Here is a 26,905-nt window from a genome sequence, read left to right as displayed (position 1 = left end):
GCTCGGTTTCATTCGTACAAGTTTGATTTTTCAATGGCCTCATGCCTGTCCCGAACCTTGCTTCGGGAGAACCTCGCTATGCACATTCCCTCCCGAAATTGGTTCGGGACAGGCTGTGTGAGAAAAATTATCATGCTCGGTTTCATCCGTAATATTTTTTGTTTCTTTAATTGCCGGATGGAACGCCCCCATATTCATTCCCGGTGTGTTAAACTCTTACATGGGCGTTTCATGGTTAATTAATCCTTTAAAAGGATGAGGCATATTTCACTGCTGCAGATTAAACCGGTGCAGTTTTATATATTCGTTAGCGGCTTATTACCATTGGCGCTGAGCCAACAATAAGGCCTTCTTCATTCATTACCTGTACAATATAAACACCTGCTGTTACAGCCGCAGGCACTGCTATTGAAAAACTGTTTTTCCCATATTGATCATTTACCCTGCAACTTGCGATAAGCCTGCTGCCGCCGGTATAAATATGTACAACATAATTGCCGCTTTGGGCGTCATCTAAAACCAGTTTGAATGTTGTGCCGGAAACAGGGTTTGGGAATATCTTTACCTTTATTTTTTTAATCAAAGTATCTATAACCGGCGGCCATTTTGATGGCATAGGCTTAAATACCAGCATAAACCGGTTGCGGTAGCTGTTTGTATCTGTATCGGGCACAAAACGGTACAATGTTTCCTGCGTTAAATCTATTTTCGTTTGCGTATCAAGATATTTATCAACCAACCAGGCTGCATCAGGCAATTGCTGCGGCGTAAAGTGTAAAGAAAATATTTTTAATACGTAAGGCTCCTGCTTTACATAAAGCCTGTAAAACAAGGTATCAGCCCTTTTTATACCCGGCCTTTTCTCTACCGCAAGCGCTTTTTCCCGGCGCATTATTGCCATATTTTCTCCCATATTCCATAATTTTTGTACATCTTTTTCATCTACATCTGAAGAGAAACCTGTTCCGAACACAGCAGCAACCCCATCCATTACCGTTACACTATCCGATTGCATCAGATTGGTATAAATGACAGGCTTTTTTGCTGGTTCCCATGTTTTCGCTGTAATGCCAAATACATTCCATTCATCCGACACCTTATCTGACTCCCGGAATTTAATTACAGGATTTGTGCTGCTGGTATATACCATAAAACCCTGGCCGCTTTGTATTACCGGATCATCGCCTGCCGCATAACTTACGGACTGCCGCACCGGATCATTGGGCACCCAACCTGCATCAGGCGTATAAGCAACATATCCCCCCACCCCATACAAATTGGTTAGTTTGGGATCCATCACCCATATTTTACCTGTATAATAACCACTGCTTCCGTTTGCACCATCAATTATATTCCGGAGGCTTACCGGAGAAGCGTAAGGATTGGCTGCCATATAATAGCTGCTGCTTTCCCATGGCTCAGACCACGTTTTTACATTTGTCCCGCCCAGTTGGTTCAGCTCTCCTTTCGCCCTGATCACTGTTTCGTTTGAGCCATTAATCCCATTCAGGCATATTTGCCTGTCGCCCCTGATGAATATATACCAGGCAGGATGGTCTGTAAGTTTATTGGCGCCTTTGGTGGATGCCGGCGCTGCCCATGCTGTTCCATTCCAGTATTGTAATGAAGGGCTGTTTGTGTTATGGTAATCATAGCCCTCATACCCATTGATGTATGCAATGCCTGTTCCAATGCCTGTGGGCGCGCCTTCTGTAACCGGGCATACCAGGGAAGTATTTGTATATCCTTCCTGCCAGGCCTCATTAATGGTTTGATCAGTTGATTGGAATGGCGCCGTTAAAAAACGCCAGGCCCTCCTGGCAGGTATATAACGCTCTACCGTAGCTTCGCCGGTAATGGCGCCACTGGAAATGCCTATACGTGCATCACCATTAGCGTTTGATTTTAAAGTAAGGAAACCGGCTGTTCCCAAAGGCCCGTTAGCGGTTAAAACACCCGGGCTTGTATAGGTACCTGCCGCTATATTCAGGCTGTTTGCCAGGGTAGCGCTGCCCGTTGAATTAATGGTGAAAGTTTTCAAATAATCATTATATGCGCCCGGCGTAAATTTTAAATCCGGCGCACTGCCATTTAACACTAAGCCGGAAAGATCAGAACCGGTTAAAGTGCCGTCACCAGTGATTGCCGTATTCACAATTAATATCCTGCCATTTAACACAAGCGTATTTCCGGCATTAATGGTTAATGTGCCAGGCACTGTGCGGTCGCCTGCCATCGCTACATTGTTAGCATTTTGTACAGTTACATTAAACGGCTGGCCAACGCCTGCAGTTGCCGAATTTGCATTCCATTCCATGCCGGTTAGCAGCGAAGCAGTGGTATTATAAATGAGCGTTGAAGCGCTTTCATATCCGGGTGCATTGACAACTACAGAACCGCCCGGATTTATTTGCAAATAATGATGGATGATTGAAATGCCGCTGCCCGGATTAAGTTCTACATTCGTTACAGCATTATAAAAACCGGCCGTGCCCGTGCCGCTAATTGTAGCAGCAGCCGTGGAAAATGTTGCTGTGTTGCCATTACCGTTGTAAACACTGCTTTTATAAAAAACCATGCTTCCGCCATTAATTGTAAAGTCAGCAGCGCAATCAAGTGTTGTTGGAAAACTATATCCGTTATCTCCAATTACAAGATTGCCTAAATGGTTTGTGCCTGTTCCCGAAAATGTTTCGGTGGCATTTGTTTTATCAAAATATAAAGTATAGCCATCATTCTCCGTTAAGCTGCCATTATTTATAAAACTGTTGGCTATATGTATCAGCCCGCCACCGGTTTTATGATTTATACTGGCCCCACTGTTTATCTGGAGGTTATAAAATCTTTTGGCCCCCGTGCCTATTATTGTGCCCGCTGATCCGGTTAATATAACCGTGGATATGCCGCCATCCATAGTGGCGGCATCGTTAAACTGGTTGGTAACTGTTGTTACAGACGTACCAAAAGCTGTTGTTTGATAGGAGTTGCCAAAGCGCAGGTTATAAAATGTGGTGGCGCCTGCTATGGTTTGCGTAACAGGCACGGACGATGTTCCGGTTGCATTAAAATCAACCGTTCGCCCATTGGCTGTGAATGTGCCTCCGTTATTCGTCCAGTTGCCCAGTATGTAGAGGTCGCGGGAACCTGCTGTCATTTGCAGTGTTGCACCTGGATTAATGGTAAGATTGCCCGCTACTGCCCTGTTGGCGCCCAATGCGTCAGGTATGGCAACCATTCCCTTTTGTATCGTAATGTTTTGAGGGATGCCTGCCCCGGCAGCAGTGGTGGAGGCAGCACCGGCGCTCCATTCAACGCCTGTTGTGTATGATGCGGCATTATAGATAAGCGTTGAACTGCTGCCATAAGTGGGCGCATTCCCGGTAACCAGTCCATCATTAATGGTAAATATTCCTGTAATTACAGGTGCTGTAGTTAAGACAAGCGGCCCGTTTGAAGTAATGTTATTAAAAGTAGTTGTTGCACTTCCGGCAATTGCACCGCTTCCTCCAAATACTACTGCGCCGGTTGTGCTGCCCGTTGCATTGAATACGCCGCTGTTTGAGAAAGAACCACCGGCACTTATAGTGAGATTATATATGCCAGACATGATTAATGAAGCGCCACTGCTTATGGTAATGGAGGCCACTGCTGCATCAACTGTTGATATAACAGGATAATTGCCGGATGCAACCAACGGGATTAATACGTTTGAAGCGCTTGTTGGCACCGTTCCCGAACACCAGTTATTTCCATTATTCCATTCTGTACTTTCCAGGCCTGTCCAGGTTGGTGAACAGTCGCCTGGCGCGGTTGCGCCCATCCCCCGGTATTGCGCCGCAACGGCGTACATGCCGGCCGAACACTCCCATCTGCTGCCGGAAGTAAATATTTGTTGCGTGGCTTGGCTTACCACCCGGGCTTGCAGCAGCAGGAAACATAATACAATTATAAACAATGTATCTTTTCCATGGTTAACAAAGGCGAAGATTTTCATATACAAGTGGTTTTGAGTATGGTTAAGCAACAATGGGGTATTAAACTTAAAATACCCTTTTATATACCGGTTTAAAACCAGGGAGAAATGAAAGCTGTTCACGGATAAATGACACTACCGAATTCAAGTAAAACCTAAGAATTGTATTAGATACAAGCAACTTTAAAAACGTTCAATACGAGCCGTGCACAATTCATTCTTCATAGAGCAAACTTTATTTTATGATGTATCTATATGCCAAGCGTGCACCCAAAGGTGTTATTCCATGCAATAAAACAGAAAACCGGATTTTTTATGGCCTTATCATAGATTTGGAATATACGGATTGAAATGTACCATCAGCACATTTAATGCAAACGTACATATTTTATAAAATATTTAAGAATAATTAATCAACTGGTTAAGTTTTTATAACCCTGTCCAACAAATACAGAATTTGAAAATAGCAGTAGTTTTAAGAACTATTTCGCCGTTATTTTAATACAAAAGCGCTTATTGCATGATGAACTTCATGCAATAAGCGCTTTATTTATTTTAATTTCTTCCGCTGACTATTATTGGGTGCTCCAGGTAACACCAGACGCCACAGACTTGGTAGCATTACCGCTATTATTATTATATATTATATTCTTTTTTGTGTAAGTGGAGTATGTTTTATATACGCGTATATTATAATCAGTAGTGCCGCTAAGTGTATTGCCCGACACATTAAAGGTGGTGCTATCCACAGGGCTTGTATAACGTGTATCCACCATTATGTTTGCCATACCGGATACAGTGTGTCCTGAGAGGGTGCCACTATTGGTAACTTTATTATTCTGAATAATGATCTGGCCTGCCCCAAGGGAAGATATGCCCATGGTATATGTGTTTTTAATGGTATTATTATACACTTTAGCGGTGGTATAGCCACCCAGGCTGATACCACAACCCTGGCCGTCGGAATTGTACTCGTACCCGCAATTGGTAACGGTGTTGTCATGTATCTGGCTTGTCTGGCCGGAGGCAGCGGACAATTGTATGCCGCTCCGGTAAGTGCTGTCAATTTTCATGTGATGCACTCTTATAAAACCCAACCGGAGGGGTTTGGGATAAATTGTTTCACCGCTGCAGGTAATTGCCCTTGTGCCATTAGGGTCTGTACTTCCCAAATACATTCCTTCCTGGTTGCAAACCCTGATGCGCCCTCTGCGGATCTGGATATTATTGATTACCCAGTTTGGATATTCCAGGCTATCTATACAACTTGCCTCTTCCTTAACCCAATAACCATACGTCTTGTTATATATATCTACCCTGGCTACCTCAATATCTGATGAACGGCCCTGAATGGTAACACCTACACCGCTGTTAGTAGTGGCAGCAATACTAAACCCATAATAAACACCGCTTGCCCCGTTCCCAAGCACTTGTATATACCTGCAATTTGTAAAAGAAAAACCCGAAGTCATTTTCACCTTGCCCCCCTTGTTTATAATTACTATATTTTTAGAAGAGGTGCCATAAACATTTTCCAGCGTGCAGTAACTCCACGAGCCGGTTAATACCAAGGTATCGCCGGGGGAATACGAAAAATTATCACCGTTTAAATACAAGCCCGAATCACTGCCTTTTGTTAGTGTAATACTTTTATTAGTTGTTGTAGCGTCCGTTTCTTCAGAGGATTGGACAGAGCTCGTTGGCGTTAGTTCCGTTTTGGTACAGGCAGACCATGTACTTGCTGCTAAAAGCAGAAATAGTAATTTTCTCATTTAATTAAATTTTTTAATTCGAAAGGCTTTTGAATTGAGGAAAAAATTCCCACCCGGCTTCAATCAAAAAATATTCCTAAATCAAATAAGAAATTATATTAACTTTTTTTTAAAAAAACTAACATTTGTTTTTTTAAAGAGGTTATGACAAAGTAGCCTGAAATGGGGATTGGGCTATGGGACCGTTTTGAATCGTCTTTTTTCTTTTTTTGTAAGTAAATAAAAACCAGGCGAAATTATCACGAATGAAAAGATTGTAGATAAGCACAGGTACAATACAACCTGCCGCTATACAAAAAAATAGTATCACGAATACATTATGAATATCAAGGAAGTGTGTAATAACTGTTCTGGCAAAAGCGGCTACCATCACATGCATAACATATATATAAATTGAATGATAGCCAATTATGCGCAGCCATTTAAAAACATTCCACCTTTGAAGCATAAACGAAAGCGCTATCATTGTGAAGCAACCGGTAAAAGCGATAAACAGAAATTCTCCACGCATAATTGCGGATGTCAGGTAATACATATCGTTGCCCAGATAAAATAACTGGGCCAATATGAAAAACGGGATCGCAGCCAGGAATGTAATGGGGCTCCTGAAAAAATGCTGTACCCTTTCATGAAAAAACATTTTAGATATTATATCGCCTACTGCAAAAAAGATATAAAACTCCATCCAGTCTGAAATCATGCTTATACGCTGAAGATAAGGCGACAGAAAATAAAAAGCCAAAGCAATCAATAACAATAACCACCATTTCCGGGTTATATATTTTTTTATCAGGACATACACAACCGCAGCGTTAAATAAAGCAGGCAAATACCAAAACTGGTCGAGATTGCGCGGCTGGTACAAAAGATAAGTATAATCAATCAGGCCCCGGTTTGAATTTGTAAAACCAGACAATGCAATTTGCAGGGTTATTTGTATGGTTGCCCAGATAAAATAGGGATAAAGTAAAGTTTCAAATTTAGATTCTATGTATTGTTTCACTGTTCTTTTTCGTAGGCTCAGGCTTGCAAAAATCCCGGAAAGCATAAAAAACAATGGCATTCTGAAACTATAAAAAATCATGTTTGCGCTTTCCAGATACCCCGGCACTAATTCGCCGCTTCCCTGTATGCCCAGCAGTGAATGGCGGTAAACAACCAGTACAATTGCTATGCCTTTAAGGTAATCAATCCAATATAACCTGCTTTTTTGCAATGCGGTCAGGTTAAAGGCCCTGGATAACCAGCTTTGCTTTTGGGGTTTGCAATCAGTCATTTGATGCTCGTTTTAAAGCCGGAAGCCTGGAAACAGGCTGCACCGTCCGGAAAATTGTTCTTTTTATTTCTTCCTTTCGCAAACAGCGAATCCTTCAGCTTAAGAAAACGGGACTCGTAAAACCTGAAGCTCAGCGTTGCCACCAAATAAACGATCATTACATAAGGAATAAATACAATTGCCTTTAAAGCAAGGTTATCTGTAGTAAAAACCCGGTTGCATACATACTCAAGAATGGACCAGTGAAAAAGATACATACCATAAGATACTTTGCCAACATTAACCATCCAGTTGGCTTCAAGCAACTTTCGTATGGAAGCAAACGCTTTATTACTGTTATAACTAATCAATGCAAGAATAAACGAAGCAAATAAAAAATTCAGCACTGTGTAATGCCAAACATGCTGGTATAAATGTGTTTGACCGCAATTATACCCCAAATCATTAAAATAATATTTACCGGAGTCTGTATTAGCGAAATTGATAATGCCTGCAATAATTGCAATAACAAGCGCAAGCGTAAAAACCCGCTGCGGTTTTTTTATCTTTTTATCCAATGACAAAACAGGAATCAATCCACCCATAAAAAATGCGTCCAGGTGGCTTAGCGTGTTCCAGTAAACAGTATCGGCAACAACAGGCTCCGTCATACCCTTTGCAGCATAATATTCACCAAGAAAAAACCTTGTAACCGGCGAAACAAAAATTACTGCAATCATTAAAGTTTTGGTAAACCGCTGCGGGCATAAAAGCATGATCAATGGAAAAAATAAATAAAACTGTTCTTCTGTTGAAAGAGACCACAAATGTGTAAACAACGGATTGCCCTGCCACTCAGGCAACGATCTTGTATAGTTAAATGTGTAAGTAAATAAATAAGGTGCGTAATTAGAATAATAAGAAGGAAAATGAAAGAGCAAATATGTAAGTGTTATAAACAGCAAATAGCCAAAGTATAAAGGGAAAATACGCAGTGAACGCCTTATCCAGAATTTTTTAAATTTAAACGAAAGCGATGATGCCGTGTTTTGTTTTTCCTTCCACAAAATCCCGGTGATTAAAAACCCGGAGAGTACAAAAAACAACTGCACGCCAAACCAGCCAAAGTGTATTATTTCAGCATGAAAGCTCATAACCAAAATAATAGCAATAGCCCGCAAACCATCCAAACTTTTGATATATCCTGAATTGTTATTCATTATAATACTTAACCGTTACATCTGCCGGCAATAAAGATTGATATGTTGTTAGATTCCTTACTAAAATTTTATCACTTCCCGGCTTAACTGCATAAAAAGAAACAGTGGCATCGCCGCAGATAACATTATTCTCAATTTGCCATGTGGCAACCTTTTTCCATTGATGCAGTAAAACGGGGTCAAACCAGCTATCATATACAATTGCAAATTCCACTTTATGCCTGGCAACAATTCCATTTAAAAAAGCCGGCGTATCATAATTATCTTTTTTAGCCTTTGCCACATCCATATCGGCCAATCCCCACAAATCAATTATGGTTGATTCATTAAAAAAGGAAACAGCCCCAATATCATTTACGGCAATGGTATCAGCATTATAAAATTTGTTTATAAAATTTGCCATTTGGCATTGTTGTTCATAAATATTTTTACAGGCCTGCGCCGCCTTGGAATAGGCGGAGGAACTTCGTAGCACCAAAGGAAAAAAAAGAAAGAAAGAAATTAATAAAAATACCGGCAAAAGCGCCTTATTTTCTCGCCATCGTAACTGATCTGTGTATTTAACTGCAAGGATTGAAACAATAACTACCGAGCACATTATAAGATAGGCCTCGTACCGGTAAAACCACCCGGTTTTTGCAAAGCATAATTGCAGCAGCGTGCAAATGACTATGAATAAAATAACCAGCGAATAGGATGCTTTGCGCTTTAACTGGTTTCTGAAAAGCAAATAGGCCAATGGTAAAATAATTAATAACCGTTGCGTAGCCAGCGCTGTAATACCGGTTTTTGCAAGCGTTAATTTATCAATCAATATATCACTTACATATCCTGAAAAACCAGCGCCTGCTATCTCAACCGGGCTTGCTTTTAATAAAACAGAGTTAGGCAGAAAATAGCTTTCCTTGCCTACTGATACAACGCCGAAAACAATTAACGGCAATATGGAAATAAATCCCAATAAAAATGCAGCAGCCAGTTTTCGGTAATACAATAAAATGCAACAGGCAATAGCTATTATAAACAACCCTTCATACCTTACGGAACAAATGGCCATGCCATATATAAACAAGCTTTTGGGAACAGGCTTTTGTTCAGGGTTTGTTCTATCCAGGCTGCCTGCCCAGGCAGAAAAACTGAAGATAAATAAAAACGAAAGCAGGCATTGTATCGTATGCTCCATACCGCTTATAATAAGTATGGGGAGCGGGGTAAAAAATATTACGAGCAATAAAATGAATAGCTGCCATATAAACCCTATATTTTCTTTTTGCAGCCTGCGCTGAATAACGAAGATTAAAATAATGCCGGCAACCAGGTTTACAATAAAAGGGATTACTGTGCTTACCGAAAAGAGCTTAAATAAAGCGCCCAGCAAAACGGTATATAAAACAGAAGAAGATGCCGATTGAAATGCATGCGGAGAAATGCCCCAGTTATTGTACAATGCAACGTTTTTAGCAATCGCCATGTGTATATACGTGTCATCAAGCGGGTAAATAAGCTTGCCGCCCGTTAACCTTATTACCTGCCATTCAATAATAACAAGCGGTATAACCAACGCACATAAGGTTAAAAATAGAACTACAGCCTGTTGTTTGCTACGTATTGTATTGCCCACGAATATTTATTTTAAAGCATCTTCCAGTTTCATCCCGATTAGTCTTTCCAGTTCTACCTTTACAAGATCCTGCTTAAGCTGCAACTCTACAGCCTTTACGGCTTCATCATTATATTTTTTTGAAGCTTCATTGTACAGATCAAGGCTTGTGGTGCCGTTTTTAAACTTTTGCTCCACCTGCATAAAGCTTATTTGTGCATCGTCTATAACCTGGTTTTGGATAATCAACAGCTTTTCATTTGCCTTATACTCTTTATAATTCCTCAGCACCTCGGCCTTTATTGACTTGGCAAGTTCCATTTGTTGTTCCCTGGCTATTTCCTGCGATGCTTTTGTTATTTTTATATCGGTTCCGTTCCCTACAATTAATCCTATAGGTATCGTTACACCAAAAAAATATTTTGGATACACATAAGCGGTGGTTGAGGTATTAGACGGCTTTGCAAAAGTTTGATCGTTATAGGAAGCTGATAAGCTTAATAAATTAAGCCAGTTGCTTCGCTGCTTCTTTAGCTGGTATTCCAAAATTTTATTCTGGCCTTCCGTTTGTTTATATTGTGGCTGGGCTAAAGCAAGCCGCACCAGCCTGTCTTCAATTACCGTATCGCTGGCTGTGCCCATCAAAAGTTTTTGTATTGAGGCGGAATGCGAAACATTGTCTTGCGGTACAGTATCAGCAATTTCTTTTTGTGCAATCTTTGACGAGGTCTGCGCATAGGATGGCGTAAAACAGCAAAGGCAAACCATCAGTGCGAGACAGGCAGAATGCGTTCTGATTTTTTTCATTTTTTATTGGTTTTTAGTTTTGCACCGGATATGTTTAACCCGGCGTCAGGCATATTCAGATTTTGGGTTTTCTGTTCTTTCTGATATAACGGCACGCTTTTCATTTCTTTTAAAACTATTTAATTTAAGCGTTAAGGCTATTATTGGATAATAAACAACGGTGTCTGTTATCTGGCCTATAGCATCCTGTGCAAAATCTGCTATGTAAAATGAAAACAAAAATGCGCAGGATGTTGCATAAAGCACTTTTGCATCCGGCTGGGCCGAATCAAAATAACCACGTATGCAGTTTTTTAAAACAACGAAATATAAAATACAAATTATAATTAACCCTATCCAGCCTGTTTCCAACGCTTTCTTCAGGTAACCGCTATCGGGAGGAAAACCGGCGAGATAATGAGAAGGGTTAAACCGCAGGCCGCCTGCCCCGGTTGTGCACAAGCCGCCGCCGATGGGGTGAGCATAAATATAAGGCTGAATAAACGCCCTGTTTGTTTCCCGCACTTTATAAGAATCATCGTTTGCACCACTGAAAGTTGTCCTGAAACGGTTAATGGTGGCGTTACCATAAAACGGCCCGTACATTAACACAATAAAACCCAGTATGGCGAATGCAGCGAAAATCTGTGTGCTCCTTTTATTTATGGTTAATAACATGAACATGACCAGCCCTGCAACAGCCATTGCATTGGCCGTTCTTGTGCCTGAATAAGCCATGCCCAGAAACATAAGCGCAACACCGGACAGTATGATTAATTTAACAGGCAGCTTTTTTTCATTCCAGGCAATTATCAGGAAAAAACAACCGCAGGAAGCCATCATAATGCCATAAGCCGTGGGGTCTGACATGGTAGAGAATTTGCGAAAATCGCCACCGATAAAAATCAACCCAAAACGGTTACTGTCTGCCATAGCCCAGGCACGTTCATAATCAAACAAACCATGCCATTGCTGAATACAGCCATATAACCCGGTAATTGTGCACATGATAAACAATACAGTTAAAAATTTCCGCACACTTTCGTAACTGTCAAAAGCCCTGTATGCTATAAAGAGCAGAAACCATGCGCCAAGCGATTTTCTGATGGTTTGATACCACCCGTTAAATGAATGCGCATAAGGATTGAACAACTCAATTAACAAATAAGAAAATAAAACAAGAATAACTATTACAACAGGGGTATGTACAAATTGGTTTACTGTTTCTTTAAGATGAATTCTTTTTACAAAAAAGCTAAACAAGGTAGCCACCACAAGCGCATCGGCGCCAACGCCGGTTGGAAATGTATCGTTAAAGAAAAAACGGGAAAAAGCAAAAGCAAAAAAGCAGTAAATTATATTGATGAATAACCCGGTTAATGTATCTAACATGCAGGCAAGCACTATTGCAATGCCGCATATTAAACCGGTAATGCCAATGCCTAAAATTGTTTGCGCTGCAAATAAATACCCCAACGCAACAGCAAATAAAGCAATCAGTATATATCCGGAAATATTGTTCAGCTTTTGCTCTATAAATGTTTTTTGCAAAAAGCTGCCCGTTTTCTGCAACAATGAATGCTTCAATTTTTCTATGCCTGAAAGCGCCATGCTAAAAGAATAATATTTTCAAAAAAATATAAATCAATATGGCTGCCGCTGCAAGCGTTACGATTTTTTCATGCAAAGAGGCTTTTCTTTTCATCATGGGAACTTGAATTTAAAAAAATTTTTTATGCATCATTGAGGGTTTCAAGCTGTACCATATTTAAAACAGCGCCACAGAATTTACCATTCAGGTTCTTAAAAAACTTAATAGACTCTTTATCTATCTGCTTGATCACATGCCTGGCAGAGAAGATAGCCACAATACCGTCAACATATTGTGTTAATTCCTTACTGTCGGAAAAATCATTAAGCGGAGGGCCTTCAAGAAAAATATAATCATATACAGTAGTTAACTTCTGCAAATGCTGCAGCAGATTTTTTGCCGGCAGGATTTCAGAAGGGGTATAATCCCCGCCACTGCAGCCAATCAGGTATATCATTCCTGTGCGCACATCAACGGACGCATTTTGAATTTCTTCTATCAACTTATCATCCGCATCGTCTGCAATAATCTTTTCCAGAACGGGTGTTCCGTTCAATTGAACCGTAAGGTCGTTGTTACAAAAATTAGTATCCACAATCAAAACCTTTTTCTTGCTCAGGCTCAGGCTATACGAAAGCGCCTGTATTAAAGTGGTTTTACCCTGCCCTTTTTTTGTACTGGTAAAAAGAAATACCTTCTTGCCGCTGTTTTCAATTTCATACCTCAGCTTTCTAAGCGACTCCCTGAATTTATTTTCCCTGTTTTTCTCAAGCGAATCTTTTACGGCGGAAGTATTGGCTACCACCTGGGCAATGTCTTTATTTTTAAGGCTTGTAAAGTTTACAAGGCTTAATAATTTAAGGTTCACCACACGTGAAAATACAGAAGGTGTTTTTACAGATGAATCAAGATAAGTAAGAAATATAATAATCAATATGGAACAAACCATTACCGCCACGCCTGCCATGCCCACAATCAAAAAGCGCTTTGAAGGCTCCGGCTCAATTGCAGGCTGACCAACCAGTATCTGGTGAAAACTATTTACGGAAGCATTGCTCTGGTCAACGGCAGTATTGTATTTCTGCAAAATGTCTAAATATTCCTTATCGGAAAGGTCTGCATCTTTCGATAAGCTTTGCGCTTCCGCACTGCGCGTTGCTGCGCTGCTAACGCTTCCCTGCAACTGGTCAATTTTAGCCTGAAGGGAAGCAATGCGCAGTTTTGATGCTTCTATTCCATCCTCCAAATCACTTTTTCGCTGCTGCAAGGCAGCTTTATCTATTGATGATGATGATGAGCCTGTTGCCAGGCCTACAGATTTAATCTTACTCTGGTATTGGGCATTTAAATTATTATACCTGTTTAATGCATCCTGGTCGGTAGAGCCGCTGTTCAAATATTCCTGGTAAGCGGCATTCTTCTGGTCTCTCAGTTTAACTACTTCACTGTTGTCAACAGCTGTTACAGGAGTGCCGGCAGCAGATAACTTTTGGCTAACGCTTTTTAAGGCTATTTGGCTAGTGGCCAGTTTATCCTGTTCCTCTTCAAGTGTTTTCTGCAAACCGCTTATCAAATCAAAATTGCTTTTATTGGCATCATCTATATTAATCAGGCCGGTGGAGGCAATTTTCTGATTGGCTTCGCTACGGTCCTGCCGCTTTCTTTCCAGTAAACTTTGCAATGTATCTATAGATTCCGATGTTCTTTCGGTACGGATAAATTTATAATAACGAACAAAATCTTTGTAAGCATTGTTTACCATGAATGCGGATAGTTCCGGGTTTTCTGAGCTGTAATCTATTTGTATGTAGTCTGTACGGTCAAGCCTGTACACATGCAGTTCGCTGGCCAGTGAGCCATAATCATAACCGTATAATTTCAAAAACCCAAGCAGCTTTTTTTCTTCGGGCTTATAGGAAGTAAGCACACTCATAGAATTAAGCTTGTCATTAAAAACCTGCTTTGCCTGGTTTATATCAACCGCTTTGTAAACGTCAGACTGTTTCTGCTCATCTGTTAATTTCCTGAAGGCCTGCGACGGGTTTTCCAGATCATGCAGGATAACACTGTACGACAACAGGCTCATAACCGTGGGCGAAGTAAATGTTACAACCGCATTATTGAATTTTGTGTCTGCCTCAAAGAAATTATTTTCCCCGTTCACGCTTACCACGTCGTTGGTTGTAAAGCCGGTTGAAACCTGTGAAATAGACCTGTACGCAAGGGGCTGGTCTTTTGTAAAATACCATGCAATTACTGCGGCAAGAATAGCAGAACCTGCTATTATCCATTTTCTCTTCAACAAAACCCTTAGCAGATAAACGAAGTCCATATAAATTTTTAATTAAAATTAATGCTGTTTGGTTATTCTTATTGTTTTACTGATCATGGTATCAGGCGCTGTAAGCTTTACCATATACAATCCGGAAGAAAGACCTTTCTGGGGCTTAACTGCAACTGAGTTATTGCCTTTGAATAAATTTACCAGCCGATTCTGATATAAAAGCTTACCGCTCAAATCATATATTTCCGCATCGCCCTTTACCGGTAAAGGGAATGAGGATATAAAATTACTGATGAAACGCCCATGTAAAATTTTTACACACAGGGAAATGTATAGTAAGGCGTTCCATCCGACAATTAAAAAAACAAAAAATATACGTATGAAAGAATTAGCGTAAGCCTTTAAATTTCCAAAGGCAGCCCTTTTCCCAATGGCAGCCCCTGCTGTTTTTTGGGCGCTTACAAACGAAATTGCACTTGCAGGCAACTGTGGTAAGGAAGAAGACATATTTAGCGCTTGAAGCATGATGATTAAAAAAATTTTTTAAAATTAAACAGGCGCCAATAAATAACAGGTGTAAAATTGGTAAAGCAGCCAATTTTGTTCGTAAATGCAAAAAAAACCAAAGAATGCAGGAGGGCGGGCATTAATTCATCAGGTTTCAATCCACATCAATCTTTAAAGGGGCGCGCTTTACTTTTTCCCAGGCCGAAGCCTGCTTTTTTGAGATAAAACGGAAAAAGCCCTGTATTACAGATACGTTCATAAAAACAAAATACCCGGCCGCTTTTAAAGAAGCAAGCTTAGCCTTAGCAGATATATAGGGAGATGCGAAGGCGATAATATAAAAAACAACCTGCATAATAAAACAGGCGCTGTAAAAACAGCCGCCGCCTTTTGCAATAATGACAAGATTTGATATAAAAACTGCAATAAGGCAAAGCGGGCTTATGCACCAGCGCATCACACGATGGGATATATATAAGAACGTAAGCCTGGGATGTTTCCAGAATTTAAGCAGGGGCGCAAGCATTGTTATCGCCTGGAACCCTCCGGCGGCTATACGGATCTTTCTCTCTTTTTCATCTTTTATTGATATGGATGCAAACTCCATAGCATAAGCGCGGGGCTCATAGATTACCCGGCGCCCCCTTTGCGCCGTTTTTAACGAGATTACAAAATCATCGAGTATCACATCATTGCCAATGGGCTCATATAATGATCTTCGTATTGAAAACAATTCACCTGCAGCGCCTACCACCGAATAAAAGTCTGAGTCAATTTTTTTCAGAAACGATTCATACTTCCAGTAAAGCCCTTCCCGGTTGCCTACACCGTTACTGTCTTCTTCAGCCTGAATTACTTTTTTTTCACCCGCCACACCGCCTACCTGGGTATCTTCATAATGAGAAGCTATATATTTTATGGCATCGGTGTTTAAAAAAGTATTTGCATCACTCATTATTAATATATCATTCTGCGCAGCAGCGGCAGCCCTGTTGAGGGCGGCAGATTTGCCCTTTCTTTCAGAAGCATGCAGCAATGTAATGCCCGGGTATTTTTGAATTATTGACACCGTGTTGTCCATAGAGCCATCCGTAATAAAAATGAATTCAATTTTTGACGGAGGGTATGCCAGCTTTAGCGAATTGCGTATCTTTTCTTCAATTATGTCCTGCTCATTATAGGCCGCTACAATAAATGATACCGAAGGATAAAAACCTGATGTATGCACCGCCTTATATTTTGGATGGATTTTATTGAAAGCATAAGCAATCAGCGCATATCCTATATAATTAAAAAAGAAGAAAAAACCGCTGATAAAAAGCATATATACCCATATAATCATACTCGCAATTTATATCCAATCATTTGTTTATCCTATTCTGCCAAAAATTTAGCTTGAAGTTTTTTTGCGTTCCCGAGCATTTTTCCAACGTTTACCAATTTCGAAGGCCGGGGCAAATATAGCAGGCTAATTTTAACCCATAAAGAATTCGTACCATGTGGAACTTATCTACAAAGAAAACAATTTTAATTACAGACGATGATGAGGTGATGGTTTTGCTGCTGAAAAAAATTTTTGAGAAAAAATACAATGTATTTACAGCTTGTGACGGTGTAGAAGCCATTGATCATCTGTCCGGCGGAATTTGCCCTGACCTGATTATTACAGACATTTTGATGGAAAATATTGATGGGTACCAACTGGTTAAACATCTTTCCACAAGCATTATTTACCGGCACATCCCTATAATAATATTATCAGGCTCTAAAGACATAAAATTATCTTATCAGGTGCCTGGCGCCACCGTTCTGTGCAAGCCTTTTGATCCGCTTCAGCTAAAAGAATTGGTGGAAACAACTATCCTGAAAAAATATGATAGGAATATCATACAATGAAAACTAAACTCACGATTAATATGTTTAACTCCGAAACAATAACTTTAAACGAAACAACAGTAACAGAAACCAACCTCCGGGGCCTGAACCTGCTGGTAATACTATCTGCTTCATCTACCGGCGCCGGAAAAAAATTTTTAAAAAGCCCGCAGACCTGTATCACGCAAGATTTTTTAACGGCAAAGGAAATTGTTCTGACAGGCGAAAATCTTCCTTTCGATGCTATAATATGTGATGCTGAACTAAGCAAAAAAGGTGTTGCTGATTTTTCCAGGTTCCTGAGCAGCCAGCAGATAACCGGTCACACGCCCCTTCTTTTATTAAGCTTCCAGGAAAAAGCAGACAGCGCTTCGCTCTTAAGCCACCTGAAAGGCTTTGATGATGTCATAACGGCTAATATAAGCCCGGCTGACCTGAACGAAAAAATTGGGATACTTAAAAAATATAAATCCCTGAAAAGCAGCATGCCTTATCATCAGGAAAAACTGCAATATTTCCCGTTCGATCACAGGGGATTTAACTACATCGCTAAAAGGGCTTTGGATATTTTACTTTCTTCTTTTCTATTACTGCTTGTTTCACCGTTTTTCATCATTATTGCCATTGCCATTAAGCTGGAAAGCAGGGGGCCGGTTTTTTACAGGTCAAAACGTGCAGGCCGGTGGTATAAGGTCTTTACCTTTTATAAATTCAGGACCATGATTGTAAACGCAGACAGCATGATTGCTAACCTGCAATACATGAACGAATATAAAGACCATAAAACATCTTTCTTCTTTAAATTAAAAGATGACCCGAGGGTTACCCGCGTAGGAAAATTTTTGCGCAAAACCAGCCTGGATGAACTGCCGCAGCTCATCAATGTTTTAAAAGGCGATATGAGCATAGTGGGCAACAGGCCGTTGCCACTCTACGAAGCCCAAACCATCACGGTTGACAAATCGGCCAAAAGGTTTTTTGCCACTGCCGGCATCACCGGTTTATGGCAGATTGAAGGCCGGTCAAACGAAAACCTTACCATTGATGAAAGAATTGCAATGGATGTGGCTTATGCCGACAATGCTTCTTTTTTATACGACCTGAAAATTATGCTTAAAACGCCAAAAGAATTAATACATAAAAGCAATGTTTGATGTAGTGGTTAACATATTATTCCTGGTATCGCTGGTTTACTGCGGTTTCTCCGTATTATATTTCTTTATTTTTTCGTTAGCCGGTTTTTTACGTAAGAAAGATGCCAATGTAAACTATTCTGTGCCCATAAACCGCATTGCTATCCTGGTGCCGGCATATAAGGAAGACAATATTATTTTATCAACTGCACAAAACCTTTTACAACTGGACTATCCTAAAAACTGGTACGATGTTTACATCATAGCCGACTCTTTTCAGCCCGGTACCCTTGCCCGGCTAAAAGAGCTTGATGTAAATGTTATTGAAGTGTCTTTTGAAAACAGCACAAAAACCAAATCACTGAATAAGGCCTTTGAAGCCATTTCAGAAAATTATGGTATAGCTTTAATTTGCGATGCAGATAACCTGCTCACGCAGGATTTTTTAAGGCAGGTGAATTACGAATTTGTGTATGGCCAAAAAGCAGTGCAGGCAAAGCGTGTTGCCAAAAATGCAGATTCAAAATTTGCCGTGCTGGATGGCTGCAGCGAAGCAATAAATAATCACATATTCAGGAAAGGCGCAAATGCCCTGGGTCTTTCTTCCGCAGTGATCGGCTCAGGAATGGCTTTTGAATTTAATATGCTGAAAAATATCCTGTCAGAAATTTCGGCTGTAAGCGGTTTTGATAAGCCGCTCCAGTTAAAACTGGTTGAACTGGGCATAAAAATAAAATACCTGGAAAACGCATTGGTTTTTGATGAGAAGATAGACAACCCCAATGCATTTAAACATCAAAGAAAAAGATGGCTGCTTAGCCAGTTCGTTTACTTAAAACAATTTTTTGCACCAGGGCTAAGCCAGCTTCTTAAAGGCAATTTCAGTTATTTTAACCTGGCGGTTTTAAATAATCTTGTTCCGCCCCGTGTGCTCCTGATCTTTGCCTTATTTGTATTAACCCTGTTTAGTTATTTTTTTCAACCCTCTGTAATTTTCAATGCATTTCTCAGCCTGAGCATTTTATACTTTATAACGCTTGCCATGGCTTTGCCGAGGCGCCTGATAAACAAAAAACTATTTACCGCAATGCTGGAACTGCCAAAAGCAGTTTTTGTAATGATCATTTCACTGTTTACGGCCGGAAAAGCAAAAAATGTTTTTATTCATACAACGCATACAAAAAACGAAATAACCAATCCTTTATTTAAGCTGAATGACAATTAAACCGCTCATATCAATCATTACGATTAACTACAACAATGCAGATATTACAGCTGATCTGTTGCGGTCAATCCTTTGTCTTCAATATGCCAATACCGAAGTAATAGTTGTTGATAATGCTTCAGGAGAAAACCCTTCAGAAAAACTGAAAAGCGTTCTTCCTTCGGTTAAAATCATTTTAAGCGATAAGAACCTCGGCTTTGCCGGTGGCAATAACCTGGGCATTAAACAGGCGAAAGGCGATTACCTGTTTTTTGTAAATAATGATACAGAGCTTACGCCCACCATACTGGAAGGCCTTCTTGAAATATTCCACAACTATCCTGATGCCGGGGTGGCAAGCCCGAAATTTCATTATTACTATGCGCCGGGCACCATTGAATTTGCAGGCTATAACGCGGTAAACACTTTTACAGCAAGAAACAGCATGGTGGGTTGCCGCACGAAAGACGAAGGCCAGTACGATGCCATATCAAAAACAAACTATGGCCACGGCGGCGGCATGATGGTTTCAAGGCGTGTGATTGATGAAGTAGGCTTAATGCCTGAAGTGTATTTTTTATACTATGAAGAATTTGACTGGTGCGAGCAAATAAAAAAGAAAGGCTTTAATATTTATTATCAATACAAATCATTGATCTACCATAAAGAATCAATGAGCGTGGGCAAAACAAGCACTTTAAAAACGTTTTACCTTAACAGGAACAGGATACTCTTCATGCGCAGGAATGTAAAAGGCATTTCATTTTTAGGGTTTGCCTTTTATTATACTTTCTTTACGCTGCCCAAAAATACACTTGGCTTTTTGCTGAAAAAAGAAACGGATCATTTAAAAGCTTTCTGGAAAGGCATTAAATGGAATCTATCAAATCGTAACCTCAAAAAAATTGAATTATGTGCGGAATAGCCGGTTTTTGCGACTTTAATAAAAATACATCTGCACCTGTATTGCAGAAAATGACCGATGCCTTAGCGCACCGCGGCCCGAACGATGCCGGCTATGAAGTAATTGATAACCCAAATGCGTCAATCGGTTTAGGGCAAAGGAGATTATCCATCATAGACCTTTCAGCCAATGGCCGCCAGCCCATGCATTTTGAAAACCTCAGCCTGATTTTTAATGGTGAGATATACAATTATAACACTGTTCGCGAAGAGCTTATAAAAGCCGGTTACTCTTTTAACTCAACATCAGACACTGAAGTTATTTTAAAAGGGTATCATAAATGGGGCGATGCCGTGGTAAATAAATTCATCGGCATGTTTGCTTACATTATTTACGACTCAAACAAAAATGAAGTAACCATTTGCCGGGACAGGGCCGGTGTAAAACCATTATATTATTATTGGAATAATAATGTTTTGCTTTTTGCATCTGAATTAAAAAGCCTGCACCAGCATCCGTCTTTCTATAAAGAGATTGATGTAAACAGCCTGTCACTGTTTCTTCAATACAGTTATATCCCGGCGCCGCATACCATTTTTAAAAACACATTCAAATTAAAGCCGGCGCATTATCTCAAATTGTCGCTTTCAAATAAAAAAATAACAGAAACCAGGTATTGGGATGTGTGTGATTATTATAACAGGCCTACACTTGATATTTCTGAACAGGAAGCCATTAACGAAGTAGAAAAACTGCTTATCTCATCTTATGAATACCGCATGGTGGCCGATGTTCCGGTTGGCTTGTTTTTAAGTGGTGGTTACGACAGCACAAGCGTTGCTTCCATCCTTCAGAAAAACAGGACCGAAAAATTAAAAACTTTTACAATAGGCTACAAAGAAGCTGCTTTTAACGAAGCGCCCGAAGCCAAAAAAATTGCGGAATATCTTGGCACAGATCATCATGAATGGTATGTATCTGCTTCAGATGCCGCCGATGTTTTTCATAAGCTGCCTGAAATATATGATGAACCTTTTGCCGATAACTCCGTTGTTCCCACGGCATTGGTGAGCAGGCTGGCAAGCCGGCATGTAAAGGTTTCTCTTTCTGCCGATGGCGGCGATGAAGTGTTTGCCGGTTACAACAAGTTTAATCAATCAATCCGTTATACTGAATCCGTTCCCTATTTTATGCAATCGCTCTTCGGGAATGTAATGTCTTACATTAACCCGGAGAGCATTCCATATTTCAACAGGCAATATAATTTCGCCACGCGGTATAAAAAGATGCAAAACATCTGGAAAGAAAAATCGCCGGCGGCTGCCATGAAATATATCAGCCAGTATATTACACAAGATGAAGCCTTCGTATTTCTGAAGCATAAATACGAAGGCTATAAAACAAACTTTGAAAGCGGCTGTAAATTCTCCGGCGATGTAAATACGCTCAACAAATTACTGGCCATAGATTATCAAACCTTTCTGGTGGATAATAATCTTGTAAAGGTGGATCGCGCCACCATGTCCGTAGGGCTTGAAGGCCGTGAACCCATGCTCGACCACCGCATTATAGAGTTTGTGGCGCAGTTACCCGCACATTTAAAGATCCGCAATCAAACCAATAAATACATGCTTAAGCAAATTGTGCACAAGTATGTTCCGAAAGAATTAATGGACAGGCCCAAAATGCCTTTCATAGCGCCGCTAACCGTTTGGTTCAAAGATGAGCTGAAAGAAAAGATCAATTATTATTTAAGCGAAGAAAAATTAAATGAGACAGGCTTGTTCAATAATGGCCCTGTAATGAAATTAAGCAAAGATTATTTGCAGGGAAAACGTGTTACCTATCAAAAAGTATGGAACATCCTGGTATTTCAGTTATGGTATGAAAGGTGGTGCAAAAACGCCGCTTAATAATATGGGTTTGAATAATGGAAAAGAAAAAAATTAAAATACTGCAGGCTATACGGCAGGGAAAAGTGGGCGGCGGAGAATCGCACATTTTAAGCCTTGTAAAGCATATTGACAGAACAATTTTTGAGCCGGCAGTTCTTTCTTTTACAGACGGGCAAATGATTACTGAATTAAACCATACAGGCATTGAAAACTTTGTAATTCCTTCCGAAAAGCCTTTTGATTTTACCACCTGGAATAAAGTTAAAAAGCTGATGCAGCAGGAGCAGGTTGATCTTGTGCACATACATGGCACAAGGGCCACATCCAATATTTACTGGGCTGCAAAAAATTTACATTTGCCTGTTGTTTATACTATACATGGCTGGTCGTTTCACGACGATCAATCATTCTTTACAAAAAAGGCGCGCATCTTATTTGAACAATGGATAACAAAAAAAACCAACTGCAATATTTCGGTTTCCGCGTCAAACCAAAATACCGGCAAGGCTAATATCCCAAACTTTAGTTCCACCGTTATTTATAACGGTATTGACGTGGCGCATTTTAACCCGGCCAATACAGACAGAAGATGCGTGAGAAGGGAGTTGAACATTCCGGCTGATGCATTTGTTACCAGTTTCATCGGCAGGGTTACCATTCAGAAAAACCCATTGGGGCTGATACAAGCATTTAAGAAAGTGGCTGAAGCCAATCCCAAAGCCATATTGCTGATGGTGGGCGATGGCGATTTAAAGAAAGCGGCAATACAATCAGTAAAGGAGCTTGGATTGGAAAAATCCGTTGTGTTTGAAAATTTCAGGACTGATGTGGCCGATATTTTATTTTCATCTGATGTGTACTGCCTGCCTTCATTATGGGAAGGATTTCCTATAGGCCTGCTGGAAGCCATGGCAATGAGCAAGCCGGTGATCGCTACAAAAGTGGATGGTTCTTCTGAGATCATACATCATAATAAAAATGGTTTATTGATTGAACCGCAGCAGGATGAAGCGCTGTCAACCGCTATGCTTGAATTAATGAACAATGAAACGTTGAGGACAGCGTTGGGAAAAGCGGCAAGGCAAACTATTACTGACAATTTTGATGTTTGCAAAATGACCAGGCAAATTGAAAATATTTATTCCAATATCTTATCCAATAATTAAAAAAAATGAACAATAAAACAGATTTATACGAGTTTGAAAGAATTGCTGACAGAAAGCGCATAGATTTTATTGCAAACTTTCTGCAGGATGCTTTACCGGCTAATGCAAGCATTCTCGATGTGGGTTGCGGCAATGGCGTCATAAGCCGCCACCTCGGGCGTTTTGGGTTTAATATAACCGGCATTGACGTAAGCGAAAAAGCCATTGAAAAAGCCAAAGCACTGAACCAGTTCAGCAATGTACAGTTTATGACGAAAAGCGCAGAACAGCTTGTGGAAGAAGGTTCAAGATATGATGCAATAATATGCAGCGAAGTGCTGGAACATCTTAATAACCCCGATGCATTGCTGGAAGTTTTGCAAAAAAGCCTGTCATCAAACGGCAAATTAATCATCACGGTGCCTAATGGCAAAGGGCCAAGGGAAAGCATTATTACAAAGCCTGTTTTAAGGCTAAGAAATAAAAATAACCGGATATGGAACTTGATAGTAAAGTCAAAGAAATTATTAGGCTATAGCGGCACCACTGTACAATCTGATGCAGACAATTTAGATCATATCCAGTTTTTTTCAAAAAAAGATATTCAGCAACTTTCGTCAAAACATAATTTAGAAATTGTACGGTTTGGCAAAGCAAATTTCATAGAGGATGTTTTTCCGTTTTCGTTTTTTACAAAACGCATAAAATTCCTGCAGGTCATTGACTGCAAAATAGCTGACTGGTTACCTTATTATCTCACAGGTGGGTTCTTTTTCGTTTGCGAAAGAACGACCATTACAAAACAGAGGCAATAAAAGCATAATGAAAATAGCCTATTTAGCATTAAATGATCCGTTAGATAAAAGGTCTTGGTCCGGCACCACTTACTATATTGCCAAAGCATTGCAGAAAAATGGCAATGAGGTGAATTTTCTTGGTCCTGTTAAACCTCCAAAATGGCTTGATAAAACATTGCGTGCAATGGCTAAAGCCACAAGAATAATTTTCAGAAGGGAATATATTACAAAATACAGCCTGCTGCTTAGCTGGTACACAGCCAAACAGTTTAATAAAAAACTCAAAGAGAGAAATTACGATTGCATCTGCGCCCCCGCTGCTTCCGTTGAGCTTGGTTTTTTAAAAACCAACCTGCCTGTTATTTACATTACAGATGCAACATTTGAATTGATGAGCAATTACGATTACAGCGAGTTTGATAAAATGTTCTGGTTCTCAAAAATTGAAGGCAATCTTTTGGAAAAGCATGCTTTAAAGAAAAGCACTGCCATCATATACCCTTCAACATGGGCGGCCGAATCTGCAGTGAAGGATTATCATATTGCAAACAATAAAGTTTTTATTGCACCATTTGGCGCTAATATTGATTTGATCCCGGACAGGAAAATCATTTATAAAAAATTAGAGAACAAACAGCTCACTTTATTGTTCCTTGCTGTTGATTGGGAGAGGAAGGGCGGAAGCATAGCATTTGATGTTTTAAAAAACCTGATTTATACGCATGGCATACAGGCTAAGCTTATTGTATGCGGCTGTGTGCCACCTTCACATATTGCTCATCCCAATATGGAAGTGATACCTTTTCTAGACAAGAACAATAAAGATGATTACAAAAAATTTGTAGAGATCATGTCTTGCGTTCACTTTTTATTAGTGCCAACAAGGGCCGACTGCTCTTTGCTGGTAGGGTGTGAAGCCAATGCTTATGGCGTTCCCGCTATTACAACCGAAACCGGCGGTGTGCCGGAAATAGTTAAGGATGGCATTAACGGGTATTGCCTGCCTTATTCAGCGCCGGGCAGCACGTATGCAGCCCTGATAAGCGAATTATTTATTAATGAAGAAAAGTACCAGCAGCTTGTAGCCTCAAGCAGGCAACGATTTGAAGAACATTTGAACTGGCAAAAATGGTCAGAAAGCTTTAATGAGATTTATGAAAACAAGGTAGCCAAAAAAGAACCCGCACTTAGTTTAAATTAAATATGTAATAATGCTGACATGTATGATCAGCATTATTCTCTGCACGATCAATAAAACAATACCGGCGCACATAAAGCAGCCGGTATTATTTTTTATGATGTCTCAAATAAGACTTAACATCAGGCACTGATTAAGCGTAAAGAAAAAAAATTAGTAAGATTTGGTTTTAAAACAGAAGTAATCTAAACCCGTTGGCGGAGTTTATTTATTGCTTGGGAGAGGCATAACCTTTGTAGGAAAACACCGGTTAAGCATGCACTCCGGCGGAGTGCCATCTGAAATTCAATATGCAGCTCCGCCGGAACCGAATGCGCTTATTATTTAATGCGCAGCTACAAATATGTTACTCCTCAGGGCAATTTTTATAAAAAGCAATTAACCCCACTCGAACGGATTAATCTAAATATTATAGTGTAACAAAAAGAAAGAAGTGCAACTTTATTAATATCGGATAAGATGTATCTGCCCAAAAGGGAAAAAAACAATAGATGTACTAATGCTCCGCAATAAACCCATCCTCCCCATCCATTCATCCACCCAAATCCCCGTTCAGACAATTACTTAAACGCATTAAAACCTGTTACATTCATACCCGTTATAAGCAGGTGAATATCATGCGTGCCTTCGTAGGTAAGCACGCTTTCAAGGTTCATTATATGGCGCATAATGCTGTACTCTCCGGTAATGCCCATACCGCCGAGCATGGCCCTTGCATCACGGGCAATATGGGCGGCTATATCGCAACTGTTGCGTTTGGCCATGCTCACCTGCGCCGGCGTTGCTTTGCCTTCATTCATTAAAACGCCGAGCCGCCACACAAGTAACTGGGCTTTGGTTATTTCGGTTATCATCTCCGCCAGCTTCTTTTGCTGCAGTTGGAATGCGCCGATGGGTTTATCAAACTGCACCCGTTCTTTGCTGTACCGCAAAGCCGTATCGTAACAATCCATAGCAGCGCCGAGGGCGCCCCATGCAATGCCATAACGGGCTTTGGTTAAGCATCCCAGCGGGCCTTTTAAACCTTTTACGTTGGAGAAAACATTCGCTTTAGGCACACGCACATCATGAAAAACAAGCTCGCCGGTGGCGCTGGCGCGCAGGCTCCATTTGCCATGCGTAGCTGGCGTTGAAAAACCTTCCATGCCACGCTCAACAATTAAGCCACGTATATCTCCGTTTTCATCCTTTGCCCAAACAACAGCAACCTGTGCATAAGGCGCATTGCTGATCCACATTTTGGCGCCATTCAGTATTACATAATCGCCATCTTCTTTAATATTGGTTACCATACCGGCAGGATTGCTGCCAAAATCAGGCTCCGTTAAACCAAAACACCCCAGCCATTCCCCGCTTGCCAGCTTAGGCAAATACTTATTGCGTTGTTCTTCGCTGCCATACGCATAAATGGGATACATTACCAAACTGCCCTGTACACTGGCTGTTGAACGAACGCCGCTATCGCCCCGCTCCAGTTCCTGCATCATTAACCCATAGCTGATGTAATCCAGGCCACCGCCGCCATATTCCGGCGGAATGGTTGGGCCAAAACAACCCAGCTCGCCCATTTGCTTTACGATAAACTCAGGAAATGCGGCGCGCTGTGCATAGTCTTCTATAATGGGTGAAATTTCTTTCTTCACATAATTGCGCACTGTTTCGCGAACAAGCTTATGCTCATCGGTAAGCAGTTCATCTAAAAGATAATAATCCGGCGATTGAAAATTATCGGTCCTGGAAGCCATCCCGTATTTTTTAATGGTAAA

19 protein-coding genes are annotated in these 26,905 nt (G+C 40.5%); 8 read left to right on the top strand and 11 right to left on the bottom strand.

Going from position 1 to position 26,905, the window contains the following annotated elements:
* Window positions 1-307: 307 nt before the first annotated feature.
* From QM629_RS18690 to QM629_RS18645, 10 genes are all read right to left on the bottom strand, one after another.
* Entirely contained in the window at window positions 308-3,994 is a 3,687-nt protein-coding gene (locus tag QM629_RS18690) for a hypothetical protein (protein WP_415161423.1), read from the bottom strand.
* Window positions 3,995-4,548: 554 nt separating this feature from the next.
* Window positions 4,549-5,745 carry a right-handed parallel beta-helix repeat-containing protein gene (locus QM629_RS18685; RefSeq protein ID WP_415161422.1) on the bottom strand — a complete coding sequence of 399 codons (1,197 nt, stop codon included), beginning with the start codon at window positions 5,743-5,745 and terminating at the stop codon, window positions 4,549-4,551.
* Window positions 5,746-5,887: 142 nt separating this feature from the next.
* Window positions 5,888-7,021 carry an acyltransferase family protein gene (locus QM629_RS18680; protein ID WP_415161421.1) on the bottom strand — a complete coding sequence of 378 codons (1,134 nt, stop codon included), beginning with the start codon at window positions 7,019-7,021 and terminating at the stop codon, window positions 5,888-5,890.
* A complete protein-coding gene (locus QM629_RS18675; RefSeq protein WP_415161420.1) occupies window positions 7,018-8,220 on the bottom strand; it encodes an acyltransferase family protein in 1,203 nt (400 codons plus the stop codon). Before QM629_RS18675 ends, QM629_RS18680 begins: the two co-directional genes overlap by 4 nt.
* Window positions 8,213-9,841: a hypothetical protein gene (locus QM629_RS18670; RefSeq protein WP_415161419.1), complete on the bottom strand. Its 1,629-nt coding sequence runs from the start codon at window positions 9,839-9,841 to the stop codon at window positions 8,213-8,215. The genes QM629_RS18675 and QM629_RS18670 overlap by 8 nt, the downstream gene beginning before the upstream one ends.
* A 6-nt stretch (window positions 9,842-9,847) precedes the next feature.
* Entirely contained in the window at window positions 9,848-10,627 is a 780-nt protein-coding gene (locus QM629_RS18665) for a TolC family protein (RefSeq protein ID WP_415161418.1), read from the bottom strand.
* Between the two features lie 45 nt (window positions 10,628-10,672).
* Window positions 10,673-12,217 (bottom strand): O-antigen ligase family protein, encoded by a 1,545-nt coding sequence (locus tag QM629_RS18660; protein WP_415161417.1) that lies wholly within the window; start codon window positions 12,215-12,217, stop codon window positions 10,673-10,675.
* Window positions 12,218-12,339: 122 nt separating this feature from the next.
* Window positions 12,340-14,529 (bottom strand): GumC family protein, encoded by a 2,190-nt coding sequence (locus QM629_RS18655; protein WP_415161416.1) that lies wholly within the window; start codon window positions 14,527-14,529, stop codon window positions 12,340-12,342.
* 18 nt (window positions 14,530-14,547) lie between these two features.
* Window positions 14,548-15,006 carry a T9SS type A sorting domain-containing protein gene (locus tag QM629_RS18650; RefSeq protein ID WP_415161415.1) on the bottom strand — a complete coding sequence of 153 codons (459 nt, stop codon included), beginning with the start codon at window positions 15,004-15,006 and terminating at the stop codon, window positions 14,548-14,550.
* Between the two features lie 136 nt (window positions 15,007-15,142).
* A complete protein-coding gene (locus QM629_RS18645) occupies window positions 15,143-16,330 on the bottom strand; it encodes a glycosyltransferase family 2 protein (protein WP_415161414.1) in 1,188 nt (395 codons plus the stop codon).
* Between the two features lie 155 nt (window positions 16,331-16,485).
* On the opposite strand from QM629_RS18645, the gene QM629_RS18640 reads away from it, so the two are divergent.
* Genes QM629_RS18640 through QM629_RS18605 form a run of 8 tightly spaced genes read left to right on the top strand, consistent with a single transcriptional unit; the run spans window position 16,486 to window position 25,142 of the window.
* Complete coding sequence (locus tag QM629_RS18640) at window positions 16,486-16,884, top strand: response regulator (RefSeq protein WP_415161413.1); 399 nt, start codon at window positions 16,486-16,488, stop codon at window positions 16,882-16,884.
* Window positions 16,881-18,017, top strand: coding sequence for a sugar transferase (locus QM629_RS18635; protein ID WP_415161412.1), 1,137 nt, complete (start codon window positions 16,881-16,883; stop codon window positions 18,015-18,017). The genes QM629_RS18640 and QM629_RS18635 overlap by 4 nt, the downstream gene beginning before the upstream one ends.
* Entirely contained in the window at window positions 18,010-19,221 is a 1,212-nt protein-coding gene (locus QM629_RS18630) for a glycosyltransferase (protein WP_415161411.1), read from the top strand. The genes QM629_RS18635 and QM629_RS18630 overlap by 8 nt, the downstream gene beginning before the upstream one ends.
* Window positions 19,211-20,125: a glycosyltransferase family 2 protein gene (locus QM629_RS18625; protein WP_415161410.1), complete on the top strand. Its 915-nt coding sequence runs from the start codon at window positions 19,211-19,213 to the stop codon at window positions 20,123-20,125. The genes QM629_RS18630 and QM629_RS18625 overlap by 11 nt, the downstream gene beginning before the upstream one ends.
* Entirely contained in the window at window positions 20,113-22,017 is a 1,905-nt protein-coding gene (gene asnB / locus QM629_RS18620) for an asparagine synthase (glutamine-hydrolyzing) (RefSeq protein ID WP_415161409.1), read from the top strand. The genes QM629_RS18625 and asnB overlap by 13 nt, the downstream gene beginning before the upstream one ends.
* A gap of 17 nt (window positions 22,018-22,034) precedes the next feature.
* Complete coding sequence (locus QM629_RS18615) at window positions 22,035-23,165, top strand: glycosyltransferase family 4 protein (RefSeq protein ID WP_415161408.1); 1,131 nt, start codon at window positions 22,035-22,037, stop codon at window positions 23,163-23,165.
* 5 nt (window positions 23,166-23,170) lie between these two features.
* A complete protein-coding gene (locus QM629_RS18610) occupies window positions 23,171-23,959 on the top strand; it encodes a class I SAM-dependent methyltransferase (protein ID WP_415161407.1) in 789 nt (262 codons plus the stop codon).
* Window positions 23,960-23,966: 7 nt separating this feature from the next.
* A complete protein-coding gene (locus QM629_RS18605) occupies window positions 23,967-25,142 on the top strand; it encodes a glycosyltransferase family 4 protein (protein ID WP_415161406.1) in 1,176 nt (391 codons plus the stop codon).
* 557 nt (window positions 25,143-25,699) lie between these two features.
* Here QM629_RS18605 and QM629_RS18600 read toward each other — a convergent pair.
* Window positions 25,700-26,884 carry an acyl-CoA dehydrogenase family protein gene (locus QM629_RS18600; protein WP_415161405.1) on the bottom strand — a complete coding sequence of 395 codons (1,185 nt, stop codon included), beginning with the start codon at window positions 26,882-26,884 and terminating at the stop codon, window positions 25,700-25,702.
* Window positions 26,885-26,905: the final 21 nt, after the last annotated feature.

Source organism: Parafilimonas sp. (genome assembly GCF_047606085.1).
Taxonomy (GTDB): domain Bacteria; phylum Bacteroidota; class Bacteroidia; order Chitinophagales; family Chitinophagaceae; genus Parafilimonas.
This window is presented reverse-complemented; position numbering and strand designations above follow the sequence as displayed.

Excerpts from the sequence above, each read along its gene's own strand:
- QM629_RS18690 (WP_415161423.1), bottom strand. The coding sequence starts at position 3,994 with ATGAAAATCTTCGCCTTTGTTAACCATGGAAAAGATACATTGTTTATA.
- QM629_RS18685 (WP_415161422.1), bottom strand. The coding sequence starts at position 5,745 with ATGAGAAAATTACTATTTCTGCTTTTAGCAGCAAGTACATGGTCTGCC.
- QM629_RS18680 (WP_415161421.1), bottom strand. The coding sequence starts at position 7,021 with ATGACTGATTGCAAACCCCAAAAGCAAAGCTGGTTATCCAGGGCCTTT.
- QM629_RS18675 (WP_415161420.1), bottom strand. The coding sequence starts at position 8,220 with ATGAATAACAATTCAGGATATATCAAAAGTTTGGATGGTTTGCGGGCT.
- QM629_RS18665 (WP_415161418.1), bottom strand. The coding sequence starts at position 10,627 with ATGAAAAAAATCAGAACGCATTCTGCCTGTCTCGCACTGATGGTTTGC.
- QM629_RS18660 (WP_415161417.1), bottom strand. The coding sequence starts at position 12,217 with ATGGCGCTTTCAGGCATAGAAAAATTGAAGCATTCATTGTTGCAGAAA.
- QM629_RS18655 (WP_415161416.1), bottom strand. The coding sequence starts at position 14,529 with ATGGACTTCGTTTATCTGCTAAGGGTTTTGTTGAAGAGAAAATGGATA.
- QM629_RS18650 (WP_415161415.1), bottom strand. The coding sequence starts at position 15,006 with ATGCTTCAAGCGCTAAATATGTCTTCTTCCTTACCACAGTTGCCTGCA.
- QM629_RS18645 (WP_415161414.1), bottom strand. The coding sequence starts at position 16,330 with ATGATTATATGGGTATATATGCTTTTTATCAGCGGTTTTTTCTTCTTT.
- QM629_RS18640 (WP_415161413.1), top strand. The coding sequence starts at position 16,486 with ATGTGGAACTTATCTACAAAGAAAACAATTTTAATTACAGACGATGAT.
- QM629_RS18635 (WP_415161412.1), top strand. The coding sequence starts at position 16,881 with ATGAAAACTAAACTCACGATTAATATGTTTAACTCCGAAACAATAACT.
- QM629_RS18630 (WP_415161411.1), top strand. The coding sequence starts at position 18,010 with ATGTTTGATGTAGTGGTTAACATATTATTCCTGGTATCGCTGGTTTAC.
- QM629_RS18625 (WP_415161410.1), top strand. The coding sequence starts at position 19,211 with ATGACAATTAAACCGCTCATATCAATCATTACGATTAACTACAACAAT.
- asnB (WP_415161409.1), top strand. The coding sequence starts at position 20,113 with ATGTGCGGAATAGCCGGTTTTTGCGACTTTAATAAAAATACATCTGCA.
- QM629_RS18615 (WP_415161408.1), top strand. The coding sequence starts at position 22,035 with ATGGAAAAGAAAAAAATTAAAATACTGCAGGCTATACGGCAGGGAAAA.
- QM629_RS18610 (WP_415161407.1), top strand. The coding sequence starts at position 23,171 with ATGAACAATAAAACAGATTTATACGAGTTTGAAAGAATTGCTGACAGA.
- QM629_RS18605 (WP_415161406.1), top strand. The coding sequence starts at position 23,967 with ATGAAAATAGCCTATTTAGCATTAAATGATCCGTTAGATAAAAGGTCT.
- QM629_RS18600 (WP_415161405.1), bottom strand. The coding sequence starts at position 26,884 with ATGGCTTCCAGGACCGATAATTTTCAATCGCCGGATTATTATCTTTTA.